General features: G+C 74.0%; 1 protein-coding gene. It reads right to left on the reverse strand.

What is annotated here, in order from left to right:
- Positions 1 to 60 precede the first annotated feature (60 nt).
- Positions 61 to 592 (reverse strand): DsbA family protein (locus FB586_RS18710; protein WP_168800618.1); only part of this gene is annotated, 532 nt, incomplete at its 5' end.

The following is a 592-nucleotide window of genomic DNA, read 5'->3' on the forward strand; positions in this document are numbered from 1 at the left end:
CATGACGACGAGCCTCGTCGTCGGCGACCTCCCGCGGATCAGCCCGGGGGCCGGGCCGGATCAGCCGATCGGCCGAGCCCCGGGGACCGAGCGGGCGTGCTCCTCGAGCGCGGCGATGAGGGTGCGCGCGTCGTGGGGGCCGATGTGCCGCCTCCCGCCGATGAAGAAGGTCGGCGTGCCGCGCACGCCGCTCTCCTCCGCGGACGCCACGTCGTGCTGGATGTGGCGGGCGAGGTCCTCGTCCTCCAGGTCGCGCATGAACTGCTCGACGTCGAGGTCGAGCTCGGCGGCGTAGCCGACCAGGTCCTCGAGCTCGAGCTGGTCCTGGTGGGCGAAGAGGGTCTCGTGCATCTCCCAGAACCGGCCCTGCTTCGCGGCCGCCTCGGCGGCGACGGCGGCGAGCTCGGCGTGCGGGTGGACGGTGAGCGGCAGGTGGCGGGTGACGTAGCGGACCCGGTCGCCGAAGTGGGCGCGCAGCTCCTCGCCCACGCCGCTGACGCGCGCGCAGAACGGGCACTCGTAGTCGAGGTACTCCACGAGGGTCAGCGGAGCGTCGACCGGACCCAGGAGGTGGTCCCGGGCGGGGTCGACC

The sequence above is a fragment of the Cellulomonas telluris genome (assembly GCF_004886325.1).
Taxonomy (GTDB): domain Bacteria; phylum Actinomycetota; class Actinomycetes; order Actinomycetales; family Cellulomonadaceae; genus Cellulomonas; species Cellulomonas telluris.